We start from the raw sequence: 16,095 nt of genomic DNA, 5'->3' as shown, positions 1-16,095 counted from the left end.
CGCCGCAACGCCATCGGCCCTGCGGCCGCATGGACGGATCGGTCAGGGAAGGATGGAGTCGACGCATCCGCCGTCCACCCGCAGTGCGCCTCCGGTGGTGGCCGAGGCCTGGTCGGAGCTGAGGTAGACGACCATGTGGGCGATCTCCTCCGGTTCGATCAGCCGCTGCAGCAGTGACTGCGGCCGGTGCTTGCGCATGAAGACCCGCTCCGCCTCTTCCCAGGGCAGCTCGCTGCCGACGAGTTCGCGGACGAAGTCCTCGACGCCTCCGGTGTGGGTGGGACCCGCGATCACGGAGTTCACCGTGACGCCCGAGCCGGCGGCCCGCTTGGCGAACCCCCGACCCACGGCGAGCAGCGCCGTCTTGGACATGCCGTAGTGGATCATCTCCGCGGGGATGACGACCGCCGACTCGCTGGCCATGTACTGGACACGCCCCCACCCCCGTCGCATCATGCCCGGCAGATACAGGCGGGTCAGCCGCACCGCGGCCAGCACGTTCACCTCGAAGTAGCGCCGCCACTCCTCATCCGTGATCTCCAGCGGCTCCTCGGCGCCGAAGATCCCGAGGTTGTTGACGAGGATGTCCACCTGCGGCAACTGTTCCAGCGTCAGACGTGCGCCCTCCTCGGTCGTGACGTCAGCGACGATCGGCACCAAGTCGGCCGCGGCCACCTCCTGTGCCAGTCGCGCGACGCTGTCCTCCACCCGCTGCGGGGTGCGGCCGTTGACCCCCACCCGGGCCCCGGCACGGGTCAGCCCGGCCGCGATCGCCGCACCGATGCCCTGCGTCGAGCCGGTGACCAGCGCCGTGCGGCCCTTCAGATCGATCTGCATCTCCTCGTGCCCTTCCGTATGTCCGTCCCGCTCCGCCTACCGGTGCCCGCACCCTTCGCTCATCGACGTCGATCACGGGTCACCCGGTCGACCATACCGGTCAAAAAGGCACAAAAGGCATTCCTGGAAAACGGCCGAAAAGTTCTGCGACCGGACCGTGAACTTTTCCGGAGTTTCCAGCAACTCACTTGTCCAGGGGCGGCATCGGTCGTCACCATCCGGATGTCCACGGGAGCTGTGTTTTGTCCATATATCGGAGACCCCTCCCCCACCGGCGGAGACGTCTGTCCGTCGGTGTCGGGCTGCTGAGCGCCGCCATCCTGGCGGCGCTCGGCGTACAGGGCCCCGCCCAGGCCACCCCAGAGGAGACGACGACTCGTTCAGCGTTCGCCACCTCGCTGCCGGGACACGTCGAGCCGTTCTGCGGGCCGCCCAAGCCGCACGAGTTCACCTGTTTCGGCCTGCGTCGCACCGACGTCCAGGCGCGAAAGGGGCTGCGGACCGCTGCGGACGCCCCGCAGGGCTTCGGGCCGACCGATCTGCGCGACGCCTACGGTCTTCCCGGCGACGGCGGGGCAGGCAAGACGATCGCCATCGTCGACGCCTTCGACAACCCGAACGCCGAAGCAGATCTCGCCGTCTACCGCGCACAGTACGGACTGCCCGCCTGCACCACCGCCAACGGCTGCTTCACCAAGGTCGACCAGCGCGGCGGAACCGCCTACCCGTCGGCCGACCCGGGCTGGGCCACCGAGATCTCCCTCGACCTGGACATGATCTCCGCCGTCGCCCCGAACGCCCGGATCCTGCTGGTGGAAGCTGACAACGCCGGCATCGACGATCTGGGCGCCGCCGTGGACCAGGCCGTGGCGCTCGGTGCGGGTTACGTCTCCAACTCCTACGGCTCCAACTACGCGTACTTCCCCGAAGACCCCGGCGAGTCCGCGGCCGACGTGCACTACGACCACCCGGGCGTGGCGATCGTCGCCTCGTCCGGCGACTCCCGCTACGGCGTCGCCTATCCCGCGGCATCGCCCCGGGTCACAGCGGTCGGCGGCACCACACTCACCCGGGACGCCGGCAGCACCCGCGGCTGGTCCGAGTCGGTATGGAGCCACGACGGCAGCGGCACCGGTTCCGGCTGCTCCCTGTACGAGCCCAAGCCCGCCTTCCAACAGGACTCCGGCTGCCCCGGTCGCACCGTCGCCGATGTCTCCGCGGTGGCCGACCCGGCCACGGGTGTCGCGGTCTACGACAGCTACGGCGGCTCCGGCGGCTGGGGCGTGGCCGGCGGGACCAGCGCCTCGGCGCCGATCATCACGGGCGTCTACGCCGACGCCGGCACTCCCGTCGCGGGCACCTACCCCAACATCTACCCGTACGCCTCCGGCGGCTCGGCTCTCCATGACGTGACCACGGGCTCCAACGGCCGGTGTTCCCCGGCGTATCTGTGCACCGCAGGCCCGGGCTACGACGGACCCACCGGCCTCGGCACCCCTGGCGGTCTGGCGGCCTTCCGGATGGGCCCGCACGGCACTCTTTCGGGAACGGTCGTCGACGCGAGCGGCGCACCGGTGGCGGCTGCCTCGGTGACGGCCGGCATCTCCAGCACAACCACCGACGGGAAGGGCCACTACAGCCTGCCGCTGCCGGTCGGCAGCCACGACGTCCGTGTCGCGGCCTACGGCTACGCACCGGAGCAGGCCTCGGGCGTCGATGTCGCCGACGGCGCAGTCGTCACCCGCACGTTCACGCTGCGCAAGCTGGCCACCCACCGTGTGTCGGGCACCGTCACCGACGGATCGGGCCACGGCTGGCCGCTCCACGCGAAGATCACCGTGGACGGAGTGCCGGGCGCCCCCGTGTGGTCCGACGCCTACACGGGCGCCTACCACCTCGATCTGCCCGAGAACAGCACCTACACCCTGCGCATCGCCGCCGACGACCCCGACTACCAGTCGGCGGTACGGCACGTGACGGTCAAGGGCGCCGACCAGACACTGAACCTGCCGCTGCCCGCGGACACCTGGGCCAGTGGCAACCCCGCCTACACCTTGAAGGTGAACACTCTCGAGAACCAGCCCTTCGACTCCACGGCCGGTGCACCGCAGGGCTGGCAGGTCGTCAACGCCCCGGGTACCGCAGGCGGTTGGGCGTTCGACGATCCGGGTGGCCGAGGCAACAACACGGGCGGCACCGGCGGCTTCGCCGTCGCCGACAACGACCACGCCGGCTGGGACAAGCCATTCGACACCCAACTGATCACCCCCGTGTACGACTTCGGGGCAGCGGGCGACCCGGAGCTGGCGTTCAACACCGACTACGAGGGATCCGCCGAGCAGGTCGGCGACGTTGACGTCACCGATGACGGGGGCAAGACCTGGACCACGGTGTGGCACCAGGACCAGCTGTGGGGGAACGGCCGCGTGGAGATCCCCTTGACCGCGTACGCGGGCAAGCACGCGGTGCAGGCACGCTTCCACTTCACCGGGCCGGGCATGCTCTGGGCCGTCGACGACGTGACGATCGCCCAGCGGATTCTCACCCCGGTCCGCGGTGGCATGCTCACCGGCACGGTCAGCGACGCCAACACCGGACGAGGGCTGGTCGGCGCCACCGTGCACACCGACGCGCACGGTCCCGCTGCCCCGACCCTGGCGACCTCGGGCGACCCGCTCGTCGGCGACGGCCTCTACCGCCTGTTCGTCCCCGGCGGCGGCAGCCACACCGCCACGGCCGCCAAGCCGTCCTATCGCGCGGCCACCCGTACCCTGACGATCCCCGCGGACCGGGCCGTCAAGGGCTCGTTCGTCCTGAAGGCAGGGCAGCTGTCGGTCGGCACCACCGGGATCGACATCACCACCTCCCCCGGCGGCAAGGCCGTCCGGAAGGTGACCGTGCGCAACACCGGCACCGCTCCCGCTACCCTCCGGCTCGGCGAACGCACCGGCACCAGCCCCGGTTCCGCGACTCCCGGGACCGCCTGGCGCGGGCTGCCCGACCTCCCAGCACCGGTGATGGACAACGCCGTGGAGAGCTATCACGGCAAGCTCTACTCCGCGCTCGGGTTCGACGGCACCGGCCCCGTCGCCGACCTGTACATGTACGACCCGCAGGCAGGCTCCTGGAAGCGCGGCGCCGCCGCGCCGGAACCCCGGCAGGCCACGGCGCACGGCATCGTCGACGGCCGGCTCTACACCGTGGGGGGCTGGGGCCCGCAGGAGACGGTCAGCGACACCATGCAGGTCTACGACATGGCGAGCAACACCTGGTCGAAGGGCCCGAGCATTCCGCAGGGACGCTTCGGCGGGGCGAGCGTGGTGATCGACGGGCGGCTGTACGTGGTCGGCGGATGCACCAACGCCGAGTGCGGAAGCGCCGTGTCCGTCTACGACCCGCACTCACGCTCGTGGTCCAAGGCCGCCGACTACCCGCAGTCGATCAGCTGGGCCTCGTGCGGTGCCATCAGCGGCAAGCTGTACTGCGCGGGCGGCATCCACGAGTACGTCGAAACGGACGCCGCCTATGTCTACGACCCGGCCTCCGACAGCTGGCAGCCCATCGCCGCCATGCCCGTGGGGCTCGCCACCGCTGCCTACACCGCCGCCAACGGGCAGTTGCTGATCTCCGGCGGTTTCAAGCGGGTCGGCGTGAACAGGGTCCTCACCGCGGAGGGCTACGCCTACGATCCGGGCAAGGACAGCTGGACGGCCCTGCCCGACACCCCGACCGCGGTCTACCGGGGCGGCGGCGCCCCCGGGATGTACCGGGTGGGCGGCAGCAGCCAGAGCCGCTTCCCGGTGCCTGTCGCGACCGTGGAGCAGCTTCCGGGTTACGACCAGACCGAGGCGAACGTGGACTGGCTGTCCGCGAACCCCACCAGGCTGACGCTGCGGCCCGGTGAGAAGGTGTCGTTCACGGTCACGGTGAACGCACGGGACATCAGCCGGCCCGGTGACTGGACGGCGTCCTTGGTCCTGCGCAGCGACACGCCGTACTGGCTACCGGCGGTCCCGGTGACCCTGCACGTCGTCAAGGGCCACACCGCATAACCCCGCGGGATCCCGCAACCGCGCGCCCCGAGCGAACAGCACTTGCTGCTCGGGGCGCGCGGCCTTTTCGGCCGAACTGTTCCGGCACACCTGAAGGGGCGCCCACTGTTCTGAGGCGCCCCTTCAGGCTTTGGACTTTGTCGCCGTCAGACGGTGTTACCCGGCGCCTGTGGTCCTGCGGCGACGCCACCGGACCAGACCTGCGCCGGCCGCGAGAAGCGCGAGTGCCGCGCCCGCGATGCCGGCGATCTGCGTGCCGGTGTTCGCCAGTCCGCCTCCGCCGCTCTGGTCGCTCGGCGGCGCGGTGGTCCCGCCGCCGCCCTGCCCGGAGTGCCCGGGGTTCGGAGTATGGCCGGCCGGGGGCGTGGACGGCGGGCTCGTCGGGGTCCCCGTCCGGCTCGGCGTGGGCGTCGGGGTCTGACCGCCGCCATCGCCCTTGTGCACTGCCGTGTTGCCGCCGAGGGCGAGCAGGCCCTTGTTCTCGGCGTCATCCGTCATGGCCTTGACGGAGATGTCGGTGGTGCGGGGCAGGTGCTTGTGCTCGGAGGTGAACCGGGCCTTGCTGATGTTCTGCTTCGGAGCCTTGGAGAAGTCGACGCCGCCCATGACGCAGGTGGCGTTCCGGCCGTCCTTCTGGCACGGGTAGCTGTAGTCGCCCCGTGTGAAGGACTTCAGGTACTCCTTGTACGTCTGCTCCGGTGTCCAGGACTTGTTCTGCCCGCGCAGCGGCCAGTCGGTCACCTTGTTGCTGTTGATGATCGCGTGGTAGTCCGTCGGCGTCTTCGCGTCCTGCAGGCGGATCCACTCGGCCGCGACCCGCGCGTTGTAGACGCGGCGCAGATCGGCGTACTTGGCGGTGGTGTTCACCTTCGCCTCGATGTCCGGGACGATCATCGTGTCGAGCAGTTCCTGCACCCGCTTGTGCTGGGCCTCGGTCAGGTTGCACTCGCCGTTCGGACTCGGGGTCTTGAAGTCCTGGGGCACGGAGTTGACCTTCAGCGGCGCGTCGAGGATGTACACACCGCCGTCCTGCTCGCGCACCACGGCGGGCTTGGGGACGATCCAGTTCCGTACGCCGTGGGTGCAGGGGATGTTCTCCGCCTGGAGCTTCGCCCAGAACTCCTTGCCGATCCCGGTGCGAGGATCCATGTCCTTCGCGTAGTCGTGCTTCATCTCCAGATCGGCCTGGAGCAGGACACGGCCGGCGTCGGTCTTGCCGAACGACTTGTCCATGATCTTGTCGGGCTGGTCCGGGTTGAGGTTGACCCAGAACTTGTCCGGCGTCAGGGCGAGCCAGGTGAAGAAGCTGTCCGAGATCAGCTCGGCCTTCTCCTGGCCGCCGTAGCCGAGGCCGTCGGACTCGTCCACCTTCTTCGCGGTGAACGAGTAGTTCAGGCCCTGTCCCTTGACCGGCGCGCCCACATACCGGAGTTCGAGCGTGGAGAAGTCGACACCGCCGGGGCCGCGGACACGCATGCCGGTGGGGTCGTTCAGACGGATGCGGTCCATCTGCCGCTTCATGTCCGCCGGTGTCGGCGGGGACTGCCGGATGACATCGGAACTACGGCCGATGCTCTTCAAGGTGTCCTGGGCGGTGTACTTGCCCGGTTTGAACTCCGCCTCCGGAGTCGACGTGTGCTCGTACGTCGTCACCCGGCCCGGCCCGGCGAGCTGTTTGAGGCCGTTCGTGTACCGGGCGGTGTCCCCGGACTGTGTCTGACCGAACGCGTACCGGAGCTTGTAGTCCTTGTACGTGGGGTCCTTCAGGAACGCCCGGTCCTTCGGGGCCTGCTCACCGTCGTGATTGCCACCGGACTTGATCTCTACGGCCTCTTTGGTCTTCCGGTTGAAGGCGTCGAACCGGCGCTCATAGGTCTTGCCGGTCTCCGGGTCGGTGACCTTGACTGTCTCCTCACAGATCCAGTCCGGTCCGATCAGTCCGAGATCCTTGACGACCTTCCCGTGGAACGCGTTGCCGCGCGGGTTGCGCCCGTAGACCTCGATGTACGCCTCGTTCAGCCAGTTCTTGAAGCCGCCGTATTTGGCGTCCGTGCCGCCGTTGCGCGTCAAGTAGTCCTTGTAGGTGGCGTAAACGCGTTCGGGGGTGCCCTCCTTGTACTGCTTGTAGGGCTTGTCGAGCTTGTCGAGGATCTTGTCCCGCTCCGCCGGATCGTCCGGCAGGGTCAGGCCGTCCATGGCCTTGCGCTGGTTCGGGTACTCGTAGGAGTCCCAGTCGGCCTCCGGCCGGATCGCAGCACCGTTCGCCCACGGTAACTTGCTGGGATCCGTCGGGTTGCCTCTCAGCTTGAACATCTCGTCACAGCGCTGCGCCTTCACCGCCGCGTCCGCCGTGCCCTGCAGGTGCGGCAGGCCGCCGAAAGAGAGGATGCCGACGGTGGCAAGTGCCACCGCCGCGCGGGCTAACCCACGGCGACGTGCGGTTATCGGATGGTTCACTGCAGTCAGTCTTCCCCGGGAGCCCATTGCCAGTGGGGGGAAAGAGCACTGCGACGCCAGGGGCCCCCGTGGTCAGTGGCGTCGCGCAAGCACCCCACGGTAACCTCCCGGACGCACAGGAGTCCCATGGTTCTCCGGGCGCGCCGCCCCCAACTCCCTTTGCACACGGGATTGTTACAATCCCGCCGGGCGCTGTCCCGCCCGCTGTCCCCGGCCCATGCCGTGGAGCGAGCGTGGGTCGAAACCCTGTAGCCGCTGTACGGGAACTGCCAGTAGCGTCGGCCTCCCCGCCGGCCGCACAGGCGGTTGCCGCGTCCAGGGAGCGATTCTGTGAACAGCCGACACGCGACGACGACTCTGTGGCGTCCTACCGGTCCCAAGGAACTGGAGCTGGTGCGGGAGCTGGACCGGCGTGCGTGGCCGCCCCGGTTGCCCGAGCAGCCGATCTTCTACCCGGTCCTGGACGAGGACTACGCCGTCAGGATCGCGCGGGACTGGAACGTCAAGCACGACGGCGCCGGCTTCGTCACCCGGTTCGAGGTCGAGTCGGAGTTCCTGCGCAGGTATCCGGTTCAGCAGGCGGGCGGACAAACGATCCTCGAGCTGTGGGTACCGGCTGAGGACCTGGAGGAGTTCAACGCGCACAGCGTCGGCAGAATCCAGGTCATTCACGAGTTCCGCTGAGCCGAGGAGGCCCGCCCGGTCAGGGCACGGTGTGGCCGGGCGTTCGGGACTGGCCGGCCTCGCCCCGGCGGCCGCCGGCGTCGTCAGGGGCGTTCATACTGGCGAGCAGGCGCAGGCGTTCTTCGGAGGCGCTGCCCGGCTGTGCGTGGTAGGTGATCAGCGTTTGCCCGTCAGTGCCAGGCACCAGGAGTTTTTCGTATTGCAGTTCCAGGGGGCCGGCCTGGGGGTGGTGGAGCAGGCTCACGCCCGTGGACTTGTGCTTCACGTCCTGCCGGGCCCAGAGAGTCCGGAAGCGCTCGCTGCGCAGGGAGAGCTCTCCGACGATCTCGACAAGACGCGGGTCCTCGATGTCCGCACCCGCGACCGAGCGCAGGTACGGGACGATCCGAGCGGTCATGTCCTCCCAGTCCTGATGGACCTCCCGCATCTCCGGCTCGAGGAACGCCACCAGCATGCTGTTGTGCCCGGGGGCGTTGAACGGTGAGAGCGCGACGGCGAGGCTGTTGGCGGCCAGGATGTCCATGTACTTGCCGTGGACGTACGCCGGGGTGAGCGGCCAGGAGTCGATGAGCGTGCGGATGCCGTCGCCGACCCTCTCCGACCTTCGGGGCCTTTTGCGCCGTGGACTCTTCGGTGCGGCCAGCTCCAGCAGGTAGGCCGTCGCCTCCTCGTCCAGTTGCAGGGCGCGGGCGATGCTGCGCAGGACCTGCTCAGAGGGGTTCCTGTCGCGGCCCTGCTCCAGCCGGTTGTAGTAGTCGGAGCTGATCCCGGCGAGGAAGGCGACCTCCTCGCGTCGCAGCCCCGGGACACGCCGGTTGCCCTGATCCCGCGCTTGATCGGGCTGGACCAGTTCTCTGCGGGCGCGGAGATACCGCCCCAGGGCGTTGGCGTCTCGGGTGGCTGCCATGTTCCCAGCGTACGGGCGCGTCCGGGGCTCCTGGGTGGCCCTGTCGGTCCCAGTCTCAACCCGTCCTGGTCCCCGCCACGGCGTTCGCCGCAGTCTGACGGCACAGTCAGCACAACCGAAGGAACGCCTCACATGTCCCAGCTCTTCACAACCTCGTTCGATCGCAGCAGTACCGCCTCGGAGGTGATCGAAGACGTCGACCTGTCCGGCAGGCGGGCGGTCGTCACGGGGGCCAACTCGGGCATCGGCGTCGAGACCGCCCGCGCCCTGGCGGCCCACGGCGCCGAGGTCACGCTCGCCGTCCGCCGCCCGGAAGCCGGTGAGCAGGTCGCGGCCGAGCTGCGCAAGGCCACCGGGAACGACGCGATCCACGTCGCCCGCCTGGACGTGGGCGACCTGGACTCGGTGCGGGCGTTCACTGCCGCCTGGCACGGTCCCCTGCACATGCTGATCAACAACGCCGGCATCATGATGCCGCCGGAGCTCGAGCGCGGCATCGCCGGCCATGAGCAGCAGTTCGCCACCAACTACCTGGGGCACTTCGCCCTGGCCCTGGGGCTGCACCGCGCCCTCGCCGCGGCCGACGGTGCGCGCCTGGTCTCGGTCTCCTCCAACGGCCACCTCTTCTCTCCCGTCGTCTTCGACGACATCGACTTCCGCTTCCGCCCGTACGACGCGCTCGTCGCATACGGCCAGTCCAAGACCGCCGACATCCTCCTGGCCGTGGAGGCACAGCGCCGCTGGTCCGGCGACGGCATCACGGCGAACTCCCTGCACCCCGGTGCGATCGCCACCAATCTCCAGCGGCACACCGGAGGCCTGCGGACGCCGGAGCCCTTCCGCAAGACGATCGAGCAGGGAGCCGCGACCAGCGTGTTCCTCGCCGCTCACCCGGGAATCGAGGGCGTCGGCGGCCGCTACTTCGAGGACGTCAACGCGGCGCCCGTCGTCCACGCCCGGCCCACCGAATACGGCGTCCCCGGCGTCGCCGCCTACGCGCTGGACCCGGACAACGCCGCGCGGCTGTGGGAGCTGGCCGACAGCATCGTCAGCTGAACCGCCAAAGAGCCCCGGCCTCCCTTTCCCCACTCGAACCATGGAAAGAACAACGAAAAGACATGGACATCACAGCGACGACAGCCAGGGTCGGTTTCATCGGTCTTGGCGACCAGGGCGGACCCATGGCAGAAGCCATCGGCGAGCACGGCTTCGACCTGCACGTCTGGGCGCGACACCCGGCTTCGCTCTCGGCGGTGGAGAGGGTCCCGCACACCGTTCATGGCACCGTGGCGGACCTGGGCGCGACCGCCGAACTGATCGGACTGTGCCTGCGTGACGACGCGGACATCTGGAACATTCTGGACGGCCAAGGGCTACTGGCCTCTATCGCACCCGGAACGATCATCGTCAACCATGGCACCGGCGACCCCACCGAGGCGGCCCGCATCGCCGATCACGTGGCGCAGGCGGGCGGTGTCTACCTCGACGCTCCCGTCAGCGGCGGCAGCCCCGGTGCCCGTGCCCGCACCCTGACCACCTTCACCGGAGGATCCCAGGACGCGTTCAAGAGGGCCCACCCGGTGTTCGACACCTTCAGCGACACCGTCGTGCTGATGGGCCCGGTCGGCGCGGGGCAGTTCACCAAGCTCTTCAACAACGCGTTGACCATCACCAACATGAAGAACATCGAGGACGTCCTCGGTCTGGCATCGCAGGTCGGGCTGAACCTGCCCGCGCTGATCGACGTGATCGGCACCAGCAGCGGCGGCAGCGCGGCACTGCGATCCCTCGGACGCGACATCACCCTGGAGCTGGCCGAGCACGTCCACCTGCTCATGGAGAAGGACATGCACCACTTCGCCGACGCCGTGCGCACCGCAGGCGGAGGCGATCCCTCCGAGGTGCTGGAGCGCGGTCTGGCCGGCGCCGCCGACCTTGTCGGCGCCGCCCGCCTGGTCACGCTCGCCCGGGAGTCCGCCATACCCGAGGGGGGTGTCGAGTGACAGGATCATCCGGCGCAGCACCGCGTCGCTCTCCAGCGGCCCGGCCCCGAACACGTGCACGCGCCCGGAGGTGGCGAACTCCTGGCCGGCCAGGATGCGCAGCAGCGTGGTCTTCCCAGCGCCGTTGCGGCCCAGCAGTCCGGCGATGCACGGCGTGCCGATCTCGAAGGTGACATCGGTCAGCGCCTGGTGGTCGCGGTAACGGCGCTCGAGTCCGGCTACCGAGATCGCCGCGATCATGCCGCTCCTCCCGTGGTCACCTCGACCGAGGCCAGCTCCTCGCGCACCAGCCCGAGCAGCTCGTCCCGCCCGATCCCCACCCCTGCCGCCTCGACCGCCAGCGGACGTACGTAGCGCTCGGCGAAGCGGCGCCGCCGGGCATGCACCAGCCGGTCCCGTGCGCCCTTCGCGACGAACATGCCGACGCCTCGCCGCTTCTCCACCAGACCCTCGTCCGAGAGCACGGTGAGGCTGCGCGCCGCCGTGACCGGATTGACCCGGTAGAACGCCGCGAGTTCGTTGCTGGACGCGACTCGTTCTCCCTCGCCCACCGTGCCGTCGGCGATCTGGTTCGCCAGCTCGGCGGCGATCTGGGCGAAGATCGGCCCGCCGTCATCGAGGAGTGACATCATGCCTCCATTGCTCAATTGAGAGCCGAGGCGCTGAAACTCGACGCAGGTACGGCTTCCCGAGTGCCTACCAGCAGCGGCGACTGCGCCTGCGGCCCCGGCACGATCCGAACGGAAAGCCCCTCCGGGCGTGAACGCCCGGGTTCTCACGAGGACCCGCTGAAGTCCCGGACTCGTCCGGATCGCCCCCGACGGGGCGCCGCGCAAGAGGGCCCGGGCGATGACATCGCCCGGGCCCTCTCAGTCAGCCGTGACTAGACCTTCTGCAAGGCGAAGTTCAGCGTCGTGGTCGCTCCCTTTCTGATCTTTGCCGTCGCCATCTGCGACTGATAGCCGTCGTCCGCGCAGATCACCTGCAACGGGTCCCGGGCATCGGCCCACAGCTGGTAGTGGCCGCTCGCGTCGGTGACGAGCGTGTAGTGCGCCCCCGACGTGGTGATCTGGACCACCGCGCCAGGCAGCGGACCCGCCGGCCCGGTGACGACGCCGGTGATCTTGCCCCAGGTCTTCGGCGGGGCAACCGTCATCGACACGGGCAGAACCGGCGTCGAGTACGGGGTGTCCGTGCCGATCGCGAACTTCGCCGTGTACGTGCCCGGTTGTGTGATGTCCGGGGCACTCGCGTCGACCGACACGGTGACCGTGGCGCTGGCACCCGGAGCGACCGTGACCGTCTTCGGATTCGCCGCGAGCCAGCTCACGTCGTTTCCGTCACCGCAGTCGGACACGCCCGGCAGCACCTCGGCACCGGCCCTGATACCGACGGTGCCAAACTCGTCCGTGCCGAAACCGCCGACCTTGTAGAACCCGCACGCGCTGGCGCCGCGGTAGGTCGCGTTGTTCGAGTTAGCCATGGGCGTCCAGGTGTCGCCGGAGGGGTCGTAGCTGAAGCCCTGGTTGGTGATCGCCGTGTTGTTCTGGGTGACGCCGCCGGAGACCAGCAACCGACCCTCCGCCGTCGTGTACCCGGACCCGTAGAGGTCGATGGGCAGATCGGCCGCCCGCGACCAGGAGTCGGCCGCCGGGTCGTAGACGTACGCGTGGCTTGTCTCGCCGCCGGGCCCGGTGCCGCCGGCGCAGTACAACTCGCCGTACAGCGCGCCGCACGCCTCCCAGCTGACCGCCTCGGGGTAGTCGGCGTGGCGGCTCCACGAGTCGGTGGCCGGGTCGTACGCCATGACGTCCGTGGCACCGCAGTGCGCGTCATCGCAGCCGCCGACGACGTACATCTTGCCGTCGAGGACCGCGACACCGGAGCCCGCGAGCGGGCCCGGGTTCGCCGCGGCGGTCGTCCAGACGTTGGCCGCCGGGTCGTAGACCTCGGTCCTGGTGTCCGGGGCCCCGGTGTCGCCCCAGCCGCCCGTCGCGTAGATCTTCCCGTTCAGGACGGCCATCGCCGGTGCCTCGCGCCCGTCCGCGGGGCCCGCCTGCCGCGACCAGCTGCCCGCGGTCGGGTCGTAGACGTACATGCCGTGGTAGAAGTCGGCGCCGGAGACGCCGAAGGCCGAGTAGATCTTGCCGCCGAGCGCGACGGCGGCGTTGTCCAGGACCTGTCCCGGCAGGTAGTCCGCGATGGGGGTCCACGGGGCGTCGGCCGGTATCGCGCCGTGCGGTGCGGCAGCGCTCGCCATCCGGTTCGCAGCACCCTTGCCGAGCAGGCGCAGCGGCGAGTACGAGCCCTTGATCCGCGTGGTGGGCGCGCCGTGCGCGGTCAGCGGTGTCACACCGCCGACATGCTCGCCGAACGTCACCTTGGCCGGTGCGCTGCCGGTGTTCTTCACGGTGACGGTCTGAGCCGCCTTGCCCTGCCAGGGCACGCTCAGGTCGGCCTTGCCCGGGGTGACCGTGATCCGGCCGGCCTTGAGGGTGAACGGCGTCCGGGTCACCGCGTCCGCCGCCACGTCGACATGAGCGGTGGCCGAGGTGTAGTGCCTGCGCTCCGCCGTGAAGTCGTGCGTGCCGGTCAGCGACGAGAACATCCAGTAGAAACCGTCGGACAGGTTCGGGTCGTCCTGGGTCGCGGCGGTCATCGTGTGCTCGGCCGGCTTGTCGGCGCTGGTGACGGTCGCGCCGAGGACGGGCTGGTCGGTGTTGGCGTCGGTGACCGTTCCGGCCACCAGGCCGCCCGGGACCGGGTCGCAGCTGCGGTCGCCGAGGTGGACGTCGTCCACCTGCCACCATGCGTTCAGCAGATGGCTGCTGAAGTGGAACCGCACCTGCACGGCCGACTGGTGAGCGGCCATCGGCAGGGGGACGTCGACGTGCGCCGGGCCGCGCAGGTCGTTCCCGCGGGACCAGGCGGGCTTCCAGGTGGTACCGCCGTCGGTGGTGACCTCGACGTCCGCGATGGGTCCGCTCTGCACCGACAGGTCGGTGCTGAACGTCAGGTCCGGGTGCGCGGCGCCGGAGAAGTCGGTCACCGGGGAGACCAGCGACATGTCCGCCGGGTGCTGGGAGTTCATGGTGCGGGTGTCGGTGACGGCGAAGCCGCCGCTGCCGCCCGTGTGGTTGCCCGTGCTGTACGACCACCACGGAAGCTGCGGATCGTTGAACGCCCATCCGCCCGCGGACGTGTTGTCCAGGGTCCAGCCGTCCGGCGCCGACGTCCCGTCGAAGGTCTGCGTCGTGCCCGTGTTGTGGACCGCGTATCCGGCTGCGACGCAGTCGTAGGGGTCGACCGGGACGCTCAGGTCGGCGGTCGTGTCCGACGTGCCGACCGTCACCTTCTTCGTCACCGCTTCGTAGCCCGGGTAGTTGGCGCTGACGTTGAGCGTGTACGTCTGGCCCTGCGGCAGTTTCAGGCTGTAGCGGCCGGTGTACGGGTCGGTGTGGACCGCCCCGCCGGGCACGCCGGTGGCGGTGATGGTCGCGTACAGCGGCCAGGGGTGGCCCGAGCCGTCGGTGACCTTGCCGGACACGGTCGACGACGGGACCGTGTCGAGTGCGAAGTCCTCGGTCACCGAGCCGCCGTCCGTGACGGTGACCCCCTTGACCGTCTTGTCCGCGTATCCGTAGGCCGAAGCCGTCGCGTCGTACGTGCCCACCGACGCCGATGCGTGGTAGTGACCGGAGGCGTCGGTCAGGGCCGTCGAGTCGCCGACCTTCACCGTCGCACCTGCCAGCGGAGCCTTCGTCGAGGCGTCGGTGACGGTGCCGGTGACCACGCCGTGCGGACCCGTGGTGAACGCGTCGACGCCGTTCGGCGTGCCGAGCCCGGTCGGGCCGTCGTAACCGGCCCCGGCCGTGCACAGGTATGCCGGCGAACACGTGCCGTTGCGACCGGCGGTCACGTCGTTGAGGTGTCCCGGGTTGGCGTACGGGTAGCTCGCCGGATTCGTGTCCTTCACCGGGGTACCGGCGGCGGCGTACACACCCGCGATGATGGGCGCGGCGGCACTGGTGCCGCCGAACATCGTCCAGCCGCCCTGCCGGTAGGAGTCGTAGACCGCGACACCGGTCGCCGGGTCCGCGACCGCCGCGACATCGGCGACCGTGCGCTTGGCGCAGCCGCTGTCGTCCTGCCAGGCCGGCTTCGTCTCGTACAGCGAGCAGCCGCTGCCCGCGCCGCTCCAGATGGACTCGGACCAGCCGCGCGCGCTGGAGTCCCGGACGAGGCTCGTGCCGCCGACCGCGGTGACGTACTGCGAGGAGGCCGGGTAGCCCACCCCGTAGCCGCTGTCACCGCTGGAGGCGACCATGGCCACGCCCGGGTGGTTGTAGTGCGGGTCGAACTGGGTCGCCTCGGCCGGGTCCTCGCCGGTGCCCGGTGTGCTGTTGTACCCGGTGCCGTACGAGTTGGAGACGTACTTCGCGCCGAGCGCGACGGCCTCGTCCACCGCGGCACCCATGTCGGCGAAGCCCGTGCTGTCCGCTTCGACCAGCAGGATGTGGGCGTTGGGGGCGGCGGCGGACACCATGTCGAGGTCGAGGGATATCTCGCCGGCCCAGCTCGCGTCGGGGGACGGGTAACGGGTGCCGCCGCGCTGGTCGACCTTGGTGAAGCAGCCGTTGGCCATGGTGCACGCGGGCAGGCCGTACTGCTGGCGGTAGACCGCGAGGTCGGCCTCGGCGGTCGGGTCGTCGTAGGCGTCCACGATGGCGACGGTCTGTCCGGCGCCGCCGTCCGCCGGCAGCGCGTAGGCGTTGCGCAGGTCGATGGCACCGATGCCGGCCGGCGTCGCGGACGCCGCCTGGACACCGCGGCGTGCGGCCACGTCGGTGCGGTGCAACGACAGGCAGGTGACATGTCCGGGCTTGGGGTCCGCGCACTGCCGGACAGTCGTGGCGTTGCCGGAGGACGCGGCGGACGCGGCCGTGGCGGTGGGCAGTTGGAGTCCTATGACGGCAAGTGCCGCGGACAGGAGTCCGACGACGGCGGTGGCCGCTCGGCCTCCGCCTCCACCGCTCCGACGGGGACGGGTTCTGGGCAAGGAGTTTCTCCCGAAACTGAGGTGACCGGGTGATGGGGATGTCCCGCGCCTGTCACGGCGACGGGGCGGCACGCGGGAGGGGCCGGGCGGTGACAC

Annotated in this window: 9 protein-coding genes and 1 pseudogene; 4 read left to right on the top strand and 6 right to left on the bottom strand. The window is 69.9% G+C overall.

What is annotated here, in order from left to right; translation table 11 throughout:
- Positions 1-42 precede the first annotated feature (42 nt).
- A complete protein-coding gene (locus tag ABZ904_RS21820; RefSeq protein WP_361825138.1) occupies positions 43-837 on the bottom strand; it encodes an SDR family oxidoreductase in 795 nt (264 codons plus the stop codon).
- A gap of 242 nt (positions 838-1,079) precedes the next feature.
- On the opposite strand from ABZ904_RS21820, the gene ABZ904_RS21815 reads away from it, so the two are divergent.
- Complete coding sequence (locus ABZ904_RS21815; RefSeq protein WP_361825136.1) at positions 1,080-4,889, top strand: carboxypeptidase regulatory-like domain-containing protein; 3,810 nt, start codon at positions 1,080-1,082, stop codon at positions 4,887-4,889.
- Between the two features lie 156 nt (positions 4,890-5,045).
- On the opposite strand, the gene ABZ904_RS21810 is transcribed toward ABZ904_RS21815, so the two are convergent.
- Entirely contained in the window at positions 5,046-7,298 is a 2,253-nt protein-coding gene (locus ABZ904_RS21810) for an LPXTG cell wall anchor domain-containing protein (protein ID WP_361825134.1), read from the bottom strand.
- Positions 7,299-7,676: 378 nt separating this feature from the next.
- On the opposite strand from ABZ904_RS21810, the gene ABZ904_RS21805 reads away from it, so the two are divergent.
- Positions 7,677-8,030: a hypothetical protein gene (locus tag ABZ904_RS21805; RefSeq protein ID WP_361825132.1), complete on the top strand. Its 354-nt coding sequence runs from the start codon at positions 7,677-7,679 to the stop codon at positions 8,028-8,030.
- Between the two features lie 19 nt (positions 8,031-8,049).
- Here the strand turns inward: ABZ904_RS21805 and ABZ904_RS21800 are convergent, their stop codons facing one another.
- Positions 8,050-8,937, bottom strand: a complete 888-nt coding sequence (locus ABZ904_RS21800) for a helix-turn-helix transcriptional regulator (protein WP_361825130.1) — start codon at positions 8,935-8,937, stop codon at positions 8,050-8,052.
- Positions 8,938-9,069: 132 nt separating this feature from the next.
- Here ABZ904_RS21800 and ABZ904_RS21795 point away from each other — a divergent pair, with 132 nt between their 5' ends.
- Complete coding sequence (locus ABZ904_RS21795) at positions 9,070-9,993, top strand: SDR family NAD(P)-dependent oxidoreductase (RefSeq protein WP_361825128.1); 924 nt, start codon at positions 9,070-9,072, stop codon at positions 9,991-9,993.
- A 62-nt stretch (positions 9,994-10,055) separates the two neighbouring features.
- The gene (locus tag ABZ904_RS21790; RefSeq protein WP_361825126.1) at positions 10,056-10,940 is read left to right on the top strand and encodes an NAD(P)-dependent oxidoreductase; all 885 of its coding nucleotides are present in this window, start codon (positions 10,056-10,058) and stop codon (positions 10,938-10,940) included.
- Positions 10,941-10,994: 54 nt separating this feature from the next.
- Here the strand turns inward: ABZ904_RS21790 and ABZ904_RS21785 are convergent.
- The 3 genes and pseudogenes from ABZ904_RS21785 to ABZ904_RS21775 form a co-directional block, all read right to left on the bottom strand.
- A pseudogene (locus ABZ904_RS21785) lies at positions 10,995-11,180 on the bottom strand (ATP-binding cassette domain-containing protein); the annotation flags it as partial.
- A complete protein-coding gene (locus ABZ904_RS21780) occupies positions 11,177-11,569 on the bottom strand; it encodes a GntR family transcriptional regulator (protein ID WP_361825124.1) in 393 nt (130 codons plus the stop codon). The gene ABZ904_RS21780 and the pseudogene ABZ904_RS21785, both read right to left, overlap by 4 nt.
- A gap of 254 nt (positions 11,570-11,823) precedes the next feature.
- Complete coding sequence (locus tag ABZ904_RS21775; protein WP_361825122.1) at positions 11,824-15,999, bottom strand: carboxypeptidase regulatory-like domain-containing protein; 4,176 nt, start codon at positions 15,997-15,999, stop codon at positions 11,824-11,826.
- Between the last annotated feature and the right edge of the window lie 96 nt (positions 16,000-16,095).

Origin of the sequence: Streptomyces sp. NPDC046900, assembly GCF_040644975.1 — a bacterium.
GTDB lineage: Bacteria > Actinomycetota > Actinomycetes > Streptomycetales > Streptomycetaceae > Streptomyces.
This window is presented reverse-complemented; position numbering and strand designations above follow the sequence as displayed.